This is a genomic window from Sphingobacterium sp. MAE, assembly GCF_056711605.1.
This window is the reverse complement of sequence record NZ_CM160044.1, coordinates 1,218,916-1,233,074: the sequence shown is the minus strand read 5'-3', so window position 1 is coordinate 1,233,074 and position 14,159 is coordinate 1,218,916. Positions and strand designations below refer to the sequence as shown.

The 14,159-nt window shown below is 34.9% G+C and carries 12 protein-coding genes and 1 tRNA gene; 6 read left to right on the top strand and 7 right to left on the bottom strand.

What is annotated here, in order from left to right; translation table 11 throughout:
- Nucleotides 1-86: 86 nt before the first annotated feature.
- From AC06G9_RS05265 to AC06G9_RS05255, 3 genes are all read right to left on the bottom strand, one after another.
- Nucleotides 87-506, bottom strand: coding sequence for an SH3 domain-containing protein (locus tag AC06G9_RS05265; protein WP_045755131.1), 420 nt, complete (start codon nucleotides 504-506; stop codon nucleotides 87-89).
- Nucleotides 507-526: 20 nt separating this feature from the next.
- Nucleotides 527-1,021, bottom strand: a complete 495-nt coding sequence (locus AC06G9_RS05260) for a BON domain-containing protein (RefSeq protein ID WP_045755130.1) — start codon at nucleotides 1,019-1,021, stop codon at nucleotides 527-529.
- A gap of 94 nt (nucleotides 1,022-1,115) precedes the next feature.
- Nucleotides 1,116-1,544, bottom strand: coding sequence for a GreA/GreB family elongation factor (locus tag AC06G9_RS05255; RefSeq protein ID WP_052627761.1), 429 nt, complete (start codon nucleotides 1,542-1,544; stop codon nucleotides 1,116-1,118).
- Between the two features lie 182 nt (nucleotides 1,545-1,726).
- On the opposite strand from AC06G9_RS05255, the gene AC06G9_RS05250 reads away from it, so the two are divergent.
- A tRNA-Ser gene (locus AC06G9_RS05250) sits at nucleotides 1,727-1,814 on the top strand.
- A gap of 786 nt (nucleotides 1,815-2,600) precedes the next feature.
- Here AC06G9_RS05250 and AC06G9_RS05245 read toward each other — a convergent pair.
- Nucleotides 2,601-3,314 carry a hypothetical protein gene (locus AC06G9_RS05245; protein WP_293923522.1) on the bottom strand — a complete coding sequence of 238 codons (714 nt, stop codon included), beginning with the start codon at nucleotides 3,312-3,314 and terminating at the stop codon, nucleotides 2,601-2,603.
- A gap of 362 nt (nucleotides 3,315-3,676) precedes the next feature.
- On the opposite strand from AC06G9_RS05245, the gene AC06G9_RS05240 reads away from it, so the two are divergent.
- The 3 genes from AC06G9_RS05240 to AC06G9_RS05230 all read left to right on the top strand — a co-directional run bounded on the left by AC06G9_RS05240 (nucleotide 3,677) and on the right by AC06G9_RS05230 (nucleotide 5,716).
- Nucleotides 3,677-4,777 (top strand): alpha/beta hydrolase-fold protein, encoded by a 1,101-nt coding sequence (locus AC06G9_RS05240; protein ID WP_293923520.1) that lies wholly within the window; start codon nucleotides 3,677-3,679, stop codon nucleotides 4,775-4,777.
- 108 nt (nucleotides 4,778-4,885) lie between these two features.
- Nucleotides 4,886-5,185, top strand: coding sequence for an antibiotic biosynthesis monooxygenase family protein (locus AC06G9_RS05235; protein WP_045754147.1), 300 nt, complete (start codon nucleotides 4,886-4,888; stop codon nucleotides 5,183-5,185).
- A gap of 63 nt (nucleotides 5,186-5,248) precedes the next feature.
- Nucleotides 5,249-5,716 (top strand): ASCH domain-containing protein, encoded by a 468-nt coding sequence (locus tag AC06G9_RS05230; RefSeq protein ID WP_094772827.1) that lies wholly within the window; start codon nucleotides 5,249-5,251, stop codon nucleotides 5,714-5,716.
- An 870-nt stretch (nucleotides 5,717-6,586) separates the two neighbouring features.
- Here AC06G9_RS05230 and AC06G9_RS05225 read toward each other — a convergent pair.
- From AC06G9_RS05225 to AC06G9_RS05215, 3 genes are all read right to left on the bottom strand, one after another.
- A complete protein-coding gene (locus AC06G9_RS05225; protein ID WP_038696638.1) occupies nucleotides 6,587-6,811 on the bottom strand; it encodes a CDGSH iron-sulfur domain-containing protein in 225 nt (74 codons plus the stop codon).
- Between the two features lie 144 nt (nucleotides 6,812-6,955).
- Nucleotides 6,956-8,794 (bottom strand): UbiD family decarboxylase, encoded by a 1,839-nt coding sequence (locus tag AC06G9_RS05220; RefSeq protein WP_094772828.1) that lies wholly within the window; start codon nucleotides 8,792-8,794, stop codon nucleotides 6,956-6,958.
- A gap of 81 nt (nucleotides 8,795-8,875) precedes the next feature.
- A complete protein-coding gene (locus AC06G9_RS05215; protein WP_248754565.1) occupies nucleotides 8,876-9,745 on the bottom strand; it encodes a Rossmann-fold NAD(P)-binding domain-containing protein in 870 nt (289 codons plus the stop codon).
- Nucleotides 9,746-9,949: 204 nt separating this feature from the next.
- Here AC06G9_RS05215 and AC06G9_RS05210 point away from each other — a divergent pair, with 204 nt between their 5' ends.
- Both AC06G9_RS05210 and AC06G9_RS05205 read left to right on the top strand, forming a co-directional pair.
- Entirely contained in the window at nucleotides 9,950-11,218 is a 1,269-nt protein-coding gene (locus AC06G9_RS05210; RefSeq protein ID WP_045755350.1) for a deoxyribodipyrimidine photo-lyase, read from the top strand.
- 164 nt (nucleotides 11,219-11,382) lie between these two features.
- Nucleotides 11,383-14,121: a 2-oxoglutarate dehydrogenase E1 component gene (locus AC06G9_RS05205; protein ID WP_480957633.1), complete on the top strand. Its 2,739-nt coding sequence runs from the start codon at nucleotides 11,383-11,385 to the stop codon at nucleotides 14,119-14,121.
- Nucleotides 14,122-14,159: the final 38 nt, after the last annotated feature.

Sequence of the window (14,159 nt, the reverse complement as noted above, 5' to 3'; positions counted from 1 at the left end):
TATTGTCAAATTCTCGCTACAACCATTCAAAAATAACAAAGCCTAAAATAGAATTATTTCAGGCTTTGTTAAACTTAAAAATAAACTTAAACCGTTTGCAAGTATTGTGCGTAGCAATATCCTTCTTCATTATCTTTAGTACGCACCAGCCACCACTGGTCATTTGCTTTACTAATCAACGTTATAATTTCGTCTTTAGCTGCTTTTCCTACAATAGGCTGATCCGTGCCAGGTCCTTTACGAATATTCAGATTTGAATTATCCGTAATAACCTTTACTTGGCTACCAGGGACCTCCGTAGCAACATTGACATCCATAACGACATCTCCAGCTGCAAAATTAGGATCTATATTTCCATATACTTCCCATAATTTATTTTTCACATCAGCAGATGGTGCTGTTCCTCTAATTTGAAGAACACCATCCTGTTCAGCAAAATTTAAATCCGTAGTGCCCAATGATCTTGCAGTATCTAATAATACTTTATATTTTTCTTGTAAAGCCATGATATTCGAGTTTGAAATAATTATTTAGTTACAACTGCACTAAGGTCCACTTTCTTAGGATGTAAATTGTCCAAAGCCTGTTTTAACGTTACTAATTTTGCTTTTTCAATAGTTCCTGTCACGGTGATGACACCATCTTTCACGGTTGCTTGTACCGTCGGAAAATCTTTTGTCGCATCAACAATACCTTTCGCTAAAGATTCATCAACAGTATTAACAGATATTGCTGCTGGAGCCGTAACTTGCACTATAATATTATTAACAACAGATTTGATTGATTTATCAGCTGCTTTAACATCAGCCTCAATCTGTATTTTTTCAGCTTCTGAAGAAGCGAAACCTTCCAAAGTAACAACTCCATCTTTAACAGAAGTTGTGATACCTTGATGACCATTAATTACTGTTTCTACCTTTGCTTTCAAATCAGCATCAGAAACTTTAGATTTACAAGAAGGCATTGCAGCAACTAAAGTGCCCGCCATCATTAACATTGGGAATACTCTTTTTAACTTCATAATCACAGTTTTTATTATTTTTTAAAAGCCTAAATTATCCTATATAGATACTTAAAGTTAACAATTAAAAGAGTAAATGGTTTCGATTTAAATACTAATTTATAGAAAGTAGATGTTGTTCTACATGATTAAAGACAAATGACTCTCCGACCTTCTTTCTTAATAACAACTTTCCAATAGGAGATTGATTTGAGATAACGAATACCTTCTTATCATCGATCTTGACAACACCAATACTAATCGCAATAAAATAAATACCCAAATTAGTCTTCACAATACTGCCATTTTGAACAAAATCAGTATGGTTTGGTTCAACAAGATTATTTAATATTAACTCATCCTTTTTTGCCTCAGCAAGTTGCATCTGACATCTGGCAATGTCCTGTTGCATCATTTCACGCGTGGTCTCATATTTATCTCCTGCACTACTTTTGGTATCATCAGTACTTGCTTCATGAGCCGATTTTAAAGCCAATTCCAAATTTGCAATCCGATCTTCAACATGCATTTTACATGATTCCATTAGTGATGATCGTAGTAAAGTATAATCCTTCTCCATGATTGCAAACTAGGGATAAAGATTTAAAGAAAAAAATCAAAATTAAACTAACTAAAAAACAACAACATACAATTTAAATGAGCTCAAAAGGCCTTGAAATGCAAAAATAAATTTGGTTGCAACCTTAAAATTTGTACTTTTGTCGCGGAGAGCTGGCAGAGTGGTCGAATGCGGCAGTCTTGAAAACTGTTGACTGTCATAGGTCCGGGGGTTCGAATCCCTCGCTCTCCGCCAATAAAAAATAAAGCCCAAAGGAATTTGGGCTTTTGTTGTTAATAGACTTTTGGGAGCTTGCTCCAACAATAAGACATAAACAACAAAGTAAATGAACAAAGCGAATGGCTTTATTTTATGATGAAGCCTCCCCCCCCTTTAAGGGATCATGTAATAATCCCGAGCGCTTCGCATCCTAACAAGGAAAAAGTATTAAAACCCTACAAATTGTACAATTTGTAGGGTTTTTCTTTTGTTATCACACTATCAAATTGCTAGACAATTGCATAAATATTTAAATTAGCGATTGACAATGAAAAAAGAAGGAAGGAATTTCAGTACAAACTTTAAGTCAAAGGTTAACATAGAAGCTACTAATGAGCAACAGATTATTGAGTAGTTAGCGATTAAATATGAATTGTACCCAACGCAGATCAAAACCTTGAAACGGAAATGTTCTAGGTAATGCGGAATCCGCTTTTACTTCAGAGAAATCTTCCGTTCTTGATAATTCTAAGGAAAAGGAGCTCTATTCCAAGATTGGGGAGTTATAGATACAGGTGGATTTCAACCAATATCTCTTATTATTGGAATGGATTTCACTTGAAGCGCATGAAGTTGGATCTCGTCATCTCACCACAAAACGAACGATGGAAAGCCTTGCTGCACAACTATTAAAATCATTTTTCGCAAGTTTTACATAACGAAAATCTATAACAACTATATGATAGATTATAAAAACAAAAAAATTGTTTCAATTACACTATCGATAGAGTATCTCAGCACTTGGGGTGAATCCAAATAAATTTACTTTCTATTATAATTTTCAATCATTTTATATAGGACCAAGGTATCGCTTTCAATTTGACGAACCTTTCCGTTTATATCATATTCTATCCGTTTATCTCCAATTTGACGAACTCTACCATTGATATCGTATTCAACCCGCTCATCACCTATTTGACGAACTCTACCATTGATATCGTATTCAACCCGCTCATCACCTATTTGACGAACTCTACCATTGATATCATAATCAATCTGTTTATCTCCAATTTGGCGAACCCGATTGTGAATATCATAATCAATCCGCCTCTCTCCAATTTGGCGAACTCTATCATTGATATCATATTCAACCCGCTTATCACCGATTTGACGAACCCTATTGTGAATATCATATTCTATCCGTTTATCACCAATTTGTCTAACCCTGTCTTGGATATCGTATTCAACCCGCTCATCACCAATTTGCCTTACCCTGTCTTGGATATCGTATTCAACCCGCTCATCACCAATTTGCCTTACCCTGTCTTGAATATCATACTCTATTCGTTTATCCCCAATGCGGCTAATTCGATTGTGAATATCATACTCTATTCGATTATTATCAATTTTATTACCTCGTGAAAAAAGAAGCTCCATTAAAAACTTATTTTCATTACTATTCAATCGGTCTATCAATTGTGCTTGGACATTAATCGAAAAAAACAAAACAGAAAACAAAAACAACAACTTCTTCATCGTTAATAATTAAACATGTAATTTACTCTAATATCTCTCATCCTAAAAAGCTGACTCATACACTTTTCCTTTACTCATATCCTCTCAAAAAATACATCACAACGCCTTTCGTTACCGTGCAAGGTAACGAAATAAATAGAAAAATGTTAACTTATAGCAACCTTAAAGACATCTTTACTTTGATAAATAATTTAAGACGGCTTAAATTTCACTGCTTAAATTTTAGAATTTGTATGTATCGCCATTTTTTCACGTTTTTAGAACAGTACTGATCTTTCTTATTTCGTTTTTTCATATGCTAATAAAAAACCTTATATTTAGTTAACAATTACAACCTATTATATAAAACGACCTTTATTCTAATGACAAAACTAATTATTCTCCTTTCAGGCTTATTCATCAGTAATATGCTATCTGCTCAATCTTTAAAAGAGAATTTTAAACCAGCAACAACTAATCAACCAGGACAACTCTTCCCACAGGTTAACTCGCAGGGGTACGCCAGATTTAAAATACACGCACCAAAAGCAGACAGTGTACGGGTAAGCTTAGGTTTAGGCGGAGGAAGTGGCACAGTCCTACAAAAACAAAATGATGGATTCTTTACAGGCACTACAGAAGGTCCAATGGATGAAGGATTCCATTACTATAACATTACGGTAGATGGAGGAAAATTCAACGATCCAGGATCGATGAATTACTATGGATCTGTACGCTGGGAAAGTGGGATAGAAATTCCAGCACCTGATGAAGATTTTTATGCAGTCAAAGATGTGCCGCATGGACAGGTATCTCAAATATTATTCCCCTCCCCTAGTACAAACACTTCTCGTAGAGCATTTGTCTATACACCGCCAAGCTATAGTAAAGACATCAATAAGCGGTATCCCGTTTTATATCTACAACACGGTTGGGGTGAAGATGAAACGGCGTGGTCTAATCAAGGAAAAGCAAATCTAATCATGGATAATATGATTGCCGAAGGAAAAATAAAACCATTCATCATTGTCATGACCTATGGTATGACTAATGAAGTGAAATGGGGAAAAATCAATGAATTTAAAATCGAAGAATTCGAAACCGTTTTAATTAAAGAACTAATACCTTATGTCGATGCTAACTTTAGAACATTAACGGATAAGACAAACCGTGCCATGGCGGGATTATCAATGGGTGGAATGGAGACAAAAATGATCACACTACGTAATCCAAAAGTCTTCGCACACTACGCATTATTAAGTGGAGGTACATACGCCGCATCCGATTTAGCTCATAAACCGGATGTAAAACTGATATTTCTCAGTTCTGGCAGTAGAGAAAATCCAGATAGAGTAAAACAAGCGGTTGATGAACTAAAAAAAGCTGGCGTTAACGCCGTGTCTTACGTATCACCAAATACTGGACATGAATTTCAGACTTGGCGCCGTAGCTTGCGCGAACTAGCACCGCTGTTATTTAAATAACATCATTTGATGGGTAATGGCGATCTGCCCATATTCTCCCTGATAGAATATGAGCAGATTTCAAACTTTATTTGAAATAAAGAAACATGAACTAAAAAAATACAAATCGTGATATTAGAAGTCGCCATATTAAAGGTAAAATCTGGAAGATCCAAACAATTTGAACTGGATTTTCAAATAGCAGAACAATACATATCTTCCATTAAGGGATACATAAAACATTCACTGATGAAATGTTTAGAAGTAGATAATCAATATATCTTATTGGTTGAATGGGTTTCCGTCGAAGCGCATGAAATCGGATTCCGTCAGTCATCACAATACCAAAAATGGAAAACCTTATTGCATGACTATTACGATCCTTTTCCGCAAGTTTTGCACTATGAAGATTTAAATAGAAAAATATAGTAGATTTTAACAACAGCAACCGTTCATCTGGCCAATCTATTACAGAAGAAATATAAATAGTGTATGCGAAACATCATTTTAAATAAATACTGGGAGGAATTTCAGCATGAAATGCCGGAATATAAAAAGTTAGAAATTCCACAGTCTTATTACTTTTGTGACAATGCAAAGGATGCACACGAATGTGCCGAACTTGTACGAAAAGGTATTAAACGAGCTACAACACATTCCTTATCTGGGTTGGAAATAAATAAAGAGAAACTACCTGCTATCGGAGACCTGTCTATCGTCACCGATTGGCATGGAATGCCCAAAGCAATCACCAAAACCGTTAAAGTAGAGATTGTAAAATATAAAGATATCATAGCTGAATATGCTTTCATTGAAGGTGAAGGAGACAGAAGTTTAAGCTATTGGCAAAGGGTTCATTGGGATTATTACACAAGAGAACTGAGTGATCTCGGCTTAAAACCTTTTCAGGACATGAAACTTGTCTGCGAATACTTTGAGACAATTTGGCAAAAAAAATAAAACCCAAAGCAATTTGGGCTTTTGTTGTTTATAGCGTCCCCTCCTGAACTTGATCAAACAAAAAAACATTCACAACAGAAGAAATAAGCAAAGCGGATAGCTTTGGTTAATGATTTTTAACCTCCCCCCTTTACAGGATCATGTACTTATCCCTAACACTCCGCAGAAACCTTGATCCGTTCGACTAAGATTTTTTGCCATATCTTTTCATTTACTATTCCGAACGATAAATAGCAATTCCATATTCGCAAGAAAAATTTGGACGCTCTTCTTAGACTACCGTGTATGACTATGGTCTTTTACAGGCAATAAATAATTCTATTAATGCGATCACCTTAATAAGCTAATATCATATTGGAGCCATATTCTTATCAAAACCAGTATTTATTATATTATTCTACGGGAATAATAGAGGTTATATAGAGTTTTACCTATATCAACCCTATAGGAACCCTCTATAATTACACTATTATAACTTTATGATTGATCAATATGATGCAGCCTTAATGCTGAGTAATACTACACAATATCACTGTCGTATTGGACCTCTCAATCTTAAATAATAGACAAATCAACACGTCTAAGCAAATGGCATAATATCCATTAAAAAATATAAGATCACAGGTCTGTAATAGAGTAATTACGGAAGACTTTGAGGTGAATATGGGAAATAGAATAAAAATATTCGTTGACTTGACGATTATGGATAACAAATTAAAAAGATGTAAAAACAAGTGTTATTGCGACTGAAGTTTTAATCGATAATCATAACAAGGATAAATATAATAAAAACACCCATTTGTAACAATGAAGCACAAATGGGTGTTTTTTATTAAAAAGAATCTTAATCCTTAAGATTACTCAGCGCTTTTATACTTTTTTTGGAGGAAGGTCGAAAGCGATCGCTTCATGTTCAAAATGTCCATTATGAGCACCATCGCAAAAAGGTTTATTCTTGGATAATCCACAACGACAGATGGAGAGCACTGTTCTGCCCTGTAAACCATAAGCATCTCCATTTCTATCAACGATTTCGAAATCACCTTCTATTTTTACCGAACCATTATTATTGATCGTAAGTTTTGTCTTTGACATAGCTATTTTATAAATATTTTCCTATACAAACCTAGGAATAATCAAATGACTTTTTGCAATTTACTAGCTATTTAGAAGCGTTCCTTTTAATCTAATTAAATTAGGGTCTGTAATGATATAACTGACACCTGATTTATTAAACTCTTATATGATCCCATATAATGAGCCGCCTTTTGCCCCTAAATTATCCACTCTTTTCTCTACTGCAGGATCCTTAATCAAATCTGGCGCATGGTGTGGTTTACGTCTAGCATCAATAATAAGAGGTCCGTGACAACCCCAATGTTTGTATTTGGTAAAACTATTGACACCGTAAATATCATATGCTGGGTTTGATCTAGTAAAAGTGACCCAAACAAAATTATTCTCATTTGCTGCCGTAAAGTCTGCATCATCAGCCAAGACAATCATCTGAATTCCTGAAAATTCTTCATCTTTCATAGCATCACACCAGTTTTTTAAGATCGTTTCTTCCTGTTCATAAGATGTAAATGCTGCTCCATCGACTACAACAATTCCCGGCATAGCCATTTTAACATTGTTAAATGGCCTTGGGATCGCTAAACCAGCCGGAATCTCCTTACTTAACGATCTTTTCTTTGAACCTGCGGCCGCAAAAACAACCTTTGATCCAGCATTGAGTCCATCTCCAGAATAATCTAGAGTATCTATGGTTGTATTGGTATGAAAGTGCAAATCTCGCGTTAAATCAATTCTTTCCAACATATGCATAAAAAATCCTGCAACATTATAAATATCCAATGATGGATCATCTTCAATTGCTGCTATAAATAAATACTTTGCCAAACTCAGCTGATTTTTACCTAAAGCTTGACTTGCGATAGTCAAAATTTCTTGCGGACGATCTACTTTTTGATAAGGTGTATAACTTTCTCGACCTATCGCAAAAAGCAATGGATGTACTCCTGCAGCATCTACAGCATGGACCGCTTGCAAACCATTGATCTCTTTAGGGATAGCTGCTCCTGTAATTTCATGGATCAAATTACCAAAACTAGTGTCCTCCTGAGGAGGCCTTCCGACAACTGTAAATGACCAGATAGGATCCTTCTTGTGATAGACGTTATGAACCTTCATCAATGGAAAAGGATGTGTCAAACTATAATAACCGATATGATCACCAAATGGTCCCTCAGGTTTCGTTTCATTCGGATAAACAGTACCCGTTATAACAAAGTCAGCATCTGAAGAGACACAAAAACCTTCCTTATCATAGAAATAACGAAATCTACGATTACCTAAAGCTCCGGCAAAAATCATTTCAGATAATCCCTCAGGCAAAGGCATAACTGCTGAAAGCGGATGTGACGGTGGACCACCAATGAAAATACTGACTTTTAGAGGTTTTCCTAATTGATTTGCTTTCTGCTGATGAATACCAATCCCCCGATGCAATTGGTAATGTAGACCAATTTCCTTATCTTGAATATAATCATTACCCGAAAGCTGTATACGATACATACCAAGATTAGCCTGCATAATACCCGGTTTCGTAATATCCTCGGTATAAACCTGAGGCATAGTCACAAAAGCTCCGCCATCCATAGGCCAGTTAATTATCTGAGGAAGCTTGCTAATTGCTGTTTTTCCATATAAAATGGGAGCATTAGTTTTCTTTTTCCAGGGCAACGCTCCTAGTGCAACAGCGGAAGAACTTAAATATTTGAATGGATTTTTTAAGACCGATGTAGGATCCATTTTGACATCGACCAATTTTTTTATATGGTCAAGTGTATCTCTAAACATAAATTTAGAGCGATTCAAAGTGCCAAATAGATTTGAAACAGCAGGAAAATCAGAACCTTTTATATTTTCAAAATATAAAGCTGGACCCTCGACGTCATATACACGCATATGTATTGACGCCATCTCAAGATAAGGATCTACCTCCTCCTTGATACGAATTAGATGTCCATGCTGCTCTAAGTCGGCAACACACTCTGCTAAACTTTTATACCCCATAACGCCCTCTTTTTTATTATTCTACTACAAAAATAACAGAATAATTGGCAGGATAAAGTTTAAATGACACCTTCAGTAATATTATTTATCAATCAAAAAATTACGATGCATACTTGTAAAAGTAAAATGAACTTTGCTAGACCAACTTGTATTGTCAACGTCAGACTCATACTTCATAATCCGTCGAAATTCATCAAAATTTTCTTTATGGATATTGTAAAAACGGGTATAAAATAATTTAACCATCCACTTGCTAATAGAGACCGTTCGGTACGTTCCACCTGGATGATTTACTTGCATATAACGCGAGAAAAGTTGCTTATAATCTAAACACTCGTCCCCACCTAAATAAATAACTTCACTAATAAAATCATGCTTCCACGGCATTACCCTAATCCAACGGTAAACATCCAATAAGGATATGGGGCTAAATTTGAGACTACCGATATGGTTCCAGTAAGGAATATATCTACTCTTAGCCAATTTGCTAAAAATATCACTTAAAATTGTACCCTTTCCAATTGCACTACTTTTCAATACCACCGTATATTTGACCCTAAATTCTTCAAATAATGTTTGAATAGCATCTATATAAGAAGAATCCATCAATTGAGCCATGTATACAATTCGATCACAAGAATTTTGCTTACACACTTCAATAAAATTACGGAGTGAAATAAGTTCCATCTGCATATTCAATGGATCGTTCAATCCTGGGACCTGAGTAAAGTATATTCCTAATTGCAGATCTTCTAGATAAAAATCTTTGGGTAGCGTGTTAGTCTTAAATAAATCAATTTCAAATAAATCTGCGGTCACAGATTCATCCAATCTTTTGTTAAAAATTTTCAAATTCCGCACTAGCCCCGTAACCTTAAATTCATCACTATGTAGATGGCTAACAGCTCGTCTTCCCAAATACGTATTTAAACCTGTAATTAATACATCCATCAATGAATTATTAAAATTTCTTTTATCACAAATTAAACAAATAAAATACAGTAAGGTTTAATTGAAACCGTTTTTTTACATTTTTAGTTATTGTCCTTTTATTGTCAATATGTCAATAATGTCAATAAAACAAACAATAACCTTATATATTTGTACATCCTATATGCTTTCTTGGGGGAAATAGTACAACAAAATTATATCTGTATGGAAAAAAGGGCTGCGTTGATTTGGTTTAGAAATGATTTAAGGCTTCATGACAATGAAGTATTCTTAGAAGCATCCTCAAAAAGTACCTTTATCATACCTGTATTTTGTTTCGACCCTAGATATTACGCTAAAAATCAATATGATTTTCTAAATACCAATGTAATAAGAGCTGCATTTCAGTTAGAAACAGTAAAAGCACTGAAAGAAAAATTACAATCTCTTGGTAGTGATTTAATCACTTTTGTCGGATATCCAGAAGATATCATTCCGCGTATTGCTCAAAAATATGAAGTAGATGAAGTGTATCATCATCGTGAGGTTGCTCATAGAGAAACAACAATTTCTGAAAAAGTTGAGGAAGAACTCTGGAAAAGTAGAATTAATTTAAAACATATTATTGGTCATACATTATATCACAAAGAGGATCTACCTTTTCCGATCCGTGATATTCCAAATTCTTTTGCAACATTCAAAAAGAAAATAGAACGTGAAAGTTTTGTGCGAAATACCGCAGACTATCCAACTAATTTCATGACTGCTCCACATCTCGAAAAAACAGCCCTTCCCACTTTAGAAGAATTAGGCTATAGCCCTGAGGAAATTGTTCTTGTCAGTAATAAATTAATCGAAGGTGGAGAAGATTTAGGTCTGGAGACGATGCAAATGATATTAGATGATCCACGAGGTTCAGAACATGATTACACATTGTTATCACCTTTTATAGCTTTAGGATCATTATCGCCAATTAAATTATACCATGAAATCAAAAAAAGAGAAAATGGCAAGAAAAGCAAGCGTTTTGATAAAATCATAGATATGTTGCTCTGGAGAGATTATTTTAGATTCATGCTAAAAAAATATCCAAATGTATTCTTTAAAGAAAAAGGATTTAAGAAAGAGCAGATTATGAGTAAGAACGATCAATTGCTTTTTGACAAATGGCGATTTGGAGAAACAGAAAATGAATTTGTTAACCAAAGCATGCAACTACTTCAAAAAACAGGATATTTACCTTACTTCGCCCGAATTATTGTTTCTAGCTATTTGGTACAAGAATACAATATCAATTGGTTGAAGGGCGCGTATTGGTTTGAACAAAATATATTTGATTATTCGCCAGCCACTAATTACGGCAACTGGTCACATATAGCAGGCGTAGGCACAAGCGAGAAAGATAATATGCCGATAGATTGGCAAAAACTCATTAACACCCATTACCCAAAAGGCATTCAAGTTCCAGAAGATTATTTGGGACAAATAAATTAATGTCCTTTTTGAATAAATAAAAGATTATCGATGATTTATCGTCATAATTCTAATCTTTATTAAAACGACATTAAAATTTATATTCCTCGCTAAAATAATCAATTACAGTACCTAAAACTCTATTTTTATTCCTAACTTTGACACATTCATATTTTTTCAAATAGATGGACAAACTTACATATTTGAGTAACGCCGATTCGAGCTATATCGACGGGTTATATCAAGCGTACAAACAAGATCCAGAATCCGTAGATTTTGGCTGGCAAAAATTTTTCGAAGGTTTTGACTTTGGTCAAAACGCAGGTGAAAGTGTTGGTGTTTCAGCAGATGCAACACCAGATCATGTTTTAAAGGAAATAAATGTATTGAACATGATTAATGGCTACAGAGATCGTGGTCATTTATTTACACAAACAAATCCGGTACGTGAGCGTCGCAAATATTACCCTGGAAAAGAATTAGAAACATTTGGTCTTTCTGAAGCAGACATGGACACCATTTTTAATGCTGGTGTTGAAGTTGGCCTAGGTCCAGCCAAATTGAAAGATATCAGACAACTCATCGAGGACACTTACTGTCGTTCGATTGGTGCAGAATTCAAATACATCCGTAACCCTGAAAAAATTAAGTGGTTACAAGATCGTATGGAAGCTGACCGCAACAAACCAACGTATTCTTTAGACATCAAAAAAAGAATCTTAGATAAATTAAATCATGCAGTTGCTTTTGAGAGTTTCTTAGGAACAAAGTTCTTAGGTCAAAAACGTTTCTCATTAGAAGGTGCAGAAAGTTTAATTCCTGCTTTAGATGCCGTTATTGAAAAAGGTTCAGAATTAGGTATCCAAGAATTTGTTATTGGAATGGCCCATCGCGGTCGTTTAAATGTTTTGACGAATATCATGGGTAAACCTTACAAAACTGTTTTCTCAGAATTTGAAGGTAAAACTTATGCTGAAGATCCCGAAGTAAACTTTGGTGGTGATGTTAAATATCACTTAGGTTATTCGACAGATGTTAAAACCGATGATGGTAAAACAATACACTTAAGTTTAGCACCCAATCCGTCACACTTGGAAACAGTAGATCCGATTGTTGAAGGTTTGGTCCGTTCAAAGATTGACATGAAGTATGAGGGAGATTCTTCAAAAATCGCTCCTATTGCTATTCATGGTGATGCTGCTATTGCAGGACAAGGTGTGGTGTACGAAGTAACACAAATGTCTAAATTAGATGGTTACAAAACTGGTGGTACTATCCATATTGTTATCAACAACCAAATTGGTTTTACAACAAACTATAAAGACGCAAGATCAGGAACTTACTGTACTGATGTAGCAAAAATAACTTCTTCTCCTGTATTTCACGTAAATGGTGATGATGCTGAAGCATTAGTATATGCAATTAAATTAGCGGTAGAATATCGTCAAAAATACAAAACTGACGTTTTCATTGACTTGCTATGTTACAGAAGATTTGGTCATAATGAGGCTGATGAACCGAAGTTCACACAACCATTATTATATAAACTCATCGAAAAGCATCCTAATCCAAAAGAGGTTTATGCTAAAAAATTAATTGATGAGGGAAGCATAGACGAATCTTACTCTAAAAAAATTGAGAAAGAATTCAAAGCTGTTTTACAAGAAAAACTAGAGGAATCTAAGGAAGTTGTTAACTTAACAGAAGAAACTCCAATGTTTTCCGGCGCTTGGAAAGGTTTACGTCCTGCTAAAAAAGGAGAATCTTTTGCATCTGTCAAAACTCATGTTTCTGATGAGACATTTTTGCAATTGGCGAAAGAGATTACAACACTTCCAACTGATAAAACGTTCTTCCGTAAAATTTCACGCTTGTTCGAAGATCGTGCTAAGATGATTGAAAAAGATTCTTACGATTGGGCAATGGGTGAATTAATGGCTTACGCTACATTATTAAATGAAGGAAGTCGTGTTCGTATTTCTGGTCAAGACGTGCAACGTGGTACATTCTCCCACAGACATGCAGTATTGACATTGGAAAACTCGGAAGAGACTTATACACCTTTGGCAAATATCACTGGTGGAGACAAATTCTCAATCTACAACTCTCTTCTTTCTGAATATGCAGTATTAGGTTTTGAATATGGTTATGCTTCTGCTAATCCGCATGCATTAACAATATGGGAAGCTCAATTTGGAGATTTCTATAATGGTGCACAGATCATCGTGGATCAATATTTATCATCTGCTGAAACCAAATGGAAGCGTTCAAATGGGTTAGTGATGTTATTACCTCACGGTATGGAAGGACAAGGCCCAGAGCACTCTTCTGCTCGTATCGAAAGATTCTTAGAGCTTTGTGCTAATGAAAACTTAATCCTAGCAAATTGTACTACACCAGCTAACTACTTCCACTTATTACGTCGTCAACAAGTTCGCGAATTCCGTAAACCATTAGTAGCATTTACACCAAAATCTTTATTACGTCACCCTAAAGTAGTATCACCATTAAAAGATTTTACTTCAAATACATTCCAAGAAGTAATTGATGATACTAATGTAAACGCAAAAGATGTAAAACGAGTATTGTTCTGTTCTGGTAAAGTATATTATGATTTATTAGAGAAACAAGAAGTTGACAAACGTAAAGATATTGCCATTGTGAGATTGGAACAACTATTCCCTATTCCTGAGGAACAATTGAAGGCAATTCGCAAAAAATATAATAAAGCAACTCAATTTGTGTGGGTTCAGGAAGAAAACGAAAATATGGGAGCTTGGTCTTACTATTGTCGTAAACTAATGAATACCGAAATTGCTTTCACTGGTTTTGTTGCACGTAAAGAAAGTGGAAGTACAGCAACAGGCTACATGAAACAACACGTAGCACAACAAGCTGAAATTTTAAATAAATCATTCGAATAAAAACTATTTTTATCCAATTGCGTCTTTTATCAAAAAGA

Coding starts and splice junctions, on each gene's coding strand:
- AC06G9_RS05265 (WP_045755131.1), bottom strand. CDS start 506: ATGGCTTTACAAGAAAAATATAAAGTATTATTAGATACTGCAAGATCA.
- AC06G9_RS05260 (WP_045755130.1), bottom strand. CDS start 1,021: ATGAAGTTAAAAAGAGTATTCCCAATGTTAATGATGGCGGGCACTTTA.
- AC06G9_RS05255 (WP_052627761.1), bottom strand. CDS start 1,544: ATGGAATCATGTAAAATGCATGTTGAAGATCGGATTGCAAATTTGGAA.
- AC06G9_RS05245 (WP_293923522.1), bottom strand. CDS start 3,314: ATGAAGAAGTTGTTGTTTTTGTTTTCTGTTTTGTTTTTTTCGATTAAT.
- AC06G9_RS05240 (WP_293923520.1), top strand. CDS start 3,677: ATGACAAAACTAATTATTCTCCTTTCAGGCTTATTCATCAGTAATATG.
- AC06G9_RS05230 (WP_094772827.1), top strand. CDS start 5,249: ATGCGAAACATCATTTTAAATAAATACTGGGAGGAATTTCAGCATGAA.
- AC06G9_RS05225 (WP_038696638.1), bottom strand. CDS start 6,811: ATGTCAAAGACAAAACTTACGATCAATAATAATGGTTCGGTAAAAATA.
- AC06G9_RS05220 (WP_094772828.1), bottom strand. CDS start 8,794: ATGGGGTATAAAAGTTTAGCAGAGTGTGTTGCCGACTTAGAGCAGCAT.
- AC06G9_RS05215 (WP_248754565.1), bottom strand. CDS start 9,745: ATGGATGTATTAATTACAGGTTTAAATACGTATTTGGGAAGACGAGCT.
- AC06G9_RS05210 (WP_045755350.1), top strand. CDS start 9,950: ATGGAAAAAAGGGCTGCGTTGATTTGGTTTAGAAATGATTTAAGGCTT.
- AC06G9_RS05205 (WP_480957633.1), top strand. CDS start 11,383: ATGGACAAACTTACATATTTGAGTAACGCCGATTCGAGCTATATCGAC.